A 3,683-nucleotide genomic window follows, 5' to 3' on the forward strand; every position below is an offset into this window, starting at 1 on the left:
ATAGAAGCCCAGTGTCCTTTTGAATAACGATAACATCTTCATCTTCATGCAGAATGGACATCCCAGCGAGGGGGATATTTTCCACGATTTTCTCTTTGCTGATTGTTACCGTTTGCTCAGGCTTCAGGGGGTGATTGTAAGCTGTAACGGCTTTTCCATTGACTGATACCTGACCACGGGCAAGGGTGGCTTTCACAGAATTTCTGCCTACACCGGAAAGCTTTTCCAATAAAAAGGGCAGCAGCTCCGTTGCTTCCTTTACCGTATACTGACGAGTATTTGCCTCCGTGACGGCCTTGATTGAAACAGGTTTATGCGTTTGGTTTTTACTGATTTTGAGCTTGGGATTGTGATTTTGGTTTTTGCTAGGGCTTTGATGTTTGCTTTGCTTTTTGGGCATAAAAATGACCTCCTTTTCAATAAATACGCACGCCGATCTAATCGTGTATGTCTAACAATATATCATGTTCATAAAAACAATAGAAACGTTAGCACGGAAATTCCTGTGTGCATAAGCGGAAAGCTCTACTCCTGTAACTTTAGTGTAACCGCCAAAAGCGTATAGTAAGAACTGATCAATAGATTATGCTCCTTACATAGATGGAAAGGCGGGTACTTTTCAAAATGGGAAAATCGACCGATTTCATAACGTTCCGGCAAGCACGCAGGATCTTCATACAAGGGATTCAATTTTTGTATAGAACGTTTTTGTATAGAACGAGAGTAACCACATATGTTCGGGAGCAAACCAGCGAAACGCCGCATTTCCTTACAGATGCAAGTCTCCCTGGCACTAGTCAGGGCTTTCTTGCGGTGACGAACCATTATATCGCATTCTTTGACCGAAATAAAAAGACGATGGAAATATTCTCACTGCTGCACATAACCGGCCTAGGTTTTGATACGATCGATTCTCAGCCCGTTGTCTGGATTGAGGGATCTTTTGAGCAGGGGCCAGGCCGTTATGTGTGGTACGTAGGGTTCATAGAAAGCGATGCCTTCATTGATGAGTACTATAACGCTGTGTTGCCACCGTTTGAAGTTTTGGGGTTGGTGTATGAGGATGTGCTAATCGTCTACCAAAAGTTCCTTCCAGCAACCGCTTTGCAACGAGAACAAGTTGTCATGATTGTTTCGGAGGCTGTTAATCTGGGTTACAGAGTTACCATCGCCAACGCTATGGTTATTGTCAAAACGCCAATGCGCATTGCGAACTAAATAGGAAGCTTTGGAAGGTGCACTCTGCGGAGTGCGCTTTTTCGTATTGAAAGTTTGAATCCCCCAAAAATTTTTGTACAGCTAGTCATATTGTTTAAATGTCCCGTTCCTTATATGATAGAACCTAACATAGAATGGAATGGTGGTGCATCGGTGTCTTTTGCGCAAGTCAATGGCGTTAGCCTATACTACGAATTTATTACATCCACGCGCGACTCCGAAGAAACGATTGTTTTTTTTCATGGTAACGGTTTTGACTCCTCACAATGGGAACATTTAATTGACGGGTTAAAAGAGGATTATCATCTTCTGCTTGTTGATCTGCGTGGATGTGGACAAAGTGAACCAACCTTAGGCGAGATCTCATGGGACCTATTTGTCGATGATATTTATACGCTGATTCGGCACTTGAATCTACCCGATTTTCATCTGATAGGACATGGTTTTGGAGGGGCTTTGGCCATTTTCTTTGCCATCCAGCACCCGAAGTTAGTCAAGTGTCTCGTCCTCATCTCGATTAATGTGTTGTTTCCAGAGATGAGTGGAGGCGATGTCATTAAGAACTATATTGCTTTGATTGAAAAATATGGCATGAGCTATATCCTCCAACATTTCCTGCTCCCTTCCTTGACGGTCTATCCGTTTTGGCATGAAGAAGCTCAGCGATTGTATAACATGTATGTAGACGTGCCTGTTGAAAATTACATCAAACTTTTTCAATTGCAAATTGAGCAACGGCCCATTAACGAATTATCATTCATTCAAAGTCCGACCCTGCTGCTTGCTGGGGAATGTGATACAGTTTATCCTTCTTCTTTCCAAAATATGACGGCCGAGCTTATTCCGGATGCTACGTTTTATATCGTTCCACATGCCGGGAATGCGATATTTATCGATCAGCCTGAAGTAACGGTGCAGTGGATCAAGGGTTTTATCCAAAGGCAGATGAATAGTCCAGCAGCAGTAGCCAAAAGCGTGGAACAATCGGAGATGGCAACCTCCGTCCAACATATGTGGGATTCTTTCTTGCAGACCTTACTCCCTGTTAGAAAAAATATCGAACCCGTCCTGAAAGTGGAACTTTTGTTCGGATTTCGAGTGACTTTGAATGGACAGGAGATTTTGGAGGGATGGAACAAACGGTATGCCCAAAACATCTTAGTCTACTTGGTTTTACACCCTTCTTCAACCAGAGAAGATCTGTGTGATGCGATTTTTCCAACACTGCCGTTGCCCATTGCCCTGAAAAATTTAAAAGTATATCTTAACTATTTGAAAAAGTTGCTTACTTACGATCAAGAACATAACTCCATTTTGAAAAGGGATCGTAAACAATTATATCTGCAGGGCAAGATTGAGTGCGACCTTCTTGATTTTTTTGRACATGTCAAAGAAACCTTGCATCACGAAGATAACGAAGCGGAAATGTATGATAGCTGTAATCGATTATTTCGTTTTATGCGCCAGAAGGTCATCATGCCAGGTATTTTTGACCAATGGTTCATTGAGAAGAAAGCAAGCGCAGAATTCAGGTTAGGCGTTCTTGCGGCTTGGATGTCTGAGCAGGAGAAGAAGAGAGGAAATCTAATGAAAGCTGCCGAATTTAGGAAGCTCGCTAACTATTATATAAGTGAAGAAGAGTAAGAGGGAGCTTAGACAAGCTGCCCTCTTTTTTTATTTGACAGGGATTATTTATGCTTGTGCACAGATAGTGTGCTTCCCATGAAAAATTCGCCCTGCAGCCGCACATGCTCAAAGGGTAAATGGGGGTTGGCAATCCGCCAGAGCATCCGGTCTGCGGCGCGATAACCTGATTCCCGGATGGGCAGCTGCGGGCGTGAACACAGAGGGAGCGTGTCGGACTGCTCGTTGAGCAGCGCGACAAATGAGCATTGCTGCGGAATTAGAGCGCCCATTCGGCGAAGAGTATAGTACACTGGCGCAGCCTCCTCGTCGATGCCGCAAATAACGGCCGTCGGCTTGCGCTGCTGATAGAGCTGCTCGACATCGTGCAGCCAACTGTCTGCGCCATCGCGTTTGGTTGCGTGGTCCTGCGCATCAACACTAATGCCAGCTTCCTTCATTGCTTCGCAAAACGCTTGCCATCGAATAACAAAACCCCTCTGATCTTGCGTATCTCCCACGTACAGAATATTCCGATGTCCCATTCGGGCTAACCTGCGCACGGCCTGGAACATCGCTTCGTAAACATCCCAAATGACACTGTCCACTCTGGATTCTGGAGGGGGGAAATTGAGCAAGATCCGTGGCAGCGGCAGCTCCAGCAGCTTCTGCTCGAGCAGATCGTGATTCATTCGCGGAGCGATGAAGACTCCCTCTGCATATAGCAGCTCCTGATCTTCTGCCCAGCTTTCAAAGTGCGATGGCTTCAGATCCGGCGGGATGAGCAGCGGCTGGACGGTATGTCCGAATTCCATGAATCGCTCATGGAGGCCTTGCAGAAG

The 3,683-nt window shown here is 45.2% G+C and carries 3 protein-coding genes and 1 pseudogene; 2 read left to right on the plus strand and 2 right to left on the minus strand.

Features of this window, described 5'->3' with window-relative positions; all coding sequences use genetic code 11:
• Positions 1–400 (minus strand): annotated as a pseudogene (locus AC1DUA_RS31210) (RluA family pseudouridine synthase); the annotation flags it as partial.
• A gap of 224 nt (positions 401–624) precedes the next feature.
• On the opposite strand from AC1DUA_RS31210, the gene AC1DUA_RS31215 reads away from it, so the two are divergent.
• Complete coding sequence (locus AC1DUA_RS31215) at positions 625–1,218, plus strand: YopX family protein (protein ID WP_477503443.1); 594 nt, start codon at positions 625–627, stop codon at positions 1,216–1,218.
• A 153-nt stretch (positions 1,219–1,371) separates the two neighbouring features.
• Positions 1,372–2,862, plus strand: coding sequence for an alpha/beta fold hydrolase (locus tag AC1DUA_RS31220; protein ID WP_477503444.1), 1,491 nt, complete (start codon positions 1,372–1,374; stop codon positions 2,860–2,862).
• Between the two features lie 44 nt (positions 2,863–2,906).
• On the opposite strand, the gene AC1DUA_RS31225 is transcribed toward AC1DUA_RS31220, so the two are convergent.
• On the minus strand, positions 2,907–3,683 hold a 777-nt coding region (locus AC1DUA_RS31225), incomplete at its 5' end, for a LacI family DNA-binding transcriptional regulator (protein WP_477503445.1).

This window comes from Paenibacillus sp. 01T422 (assembly GCF_056398785.1).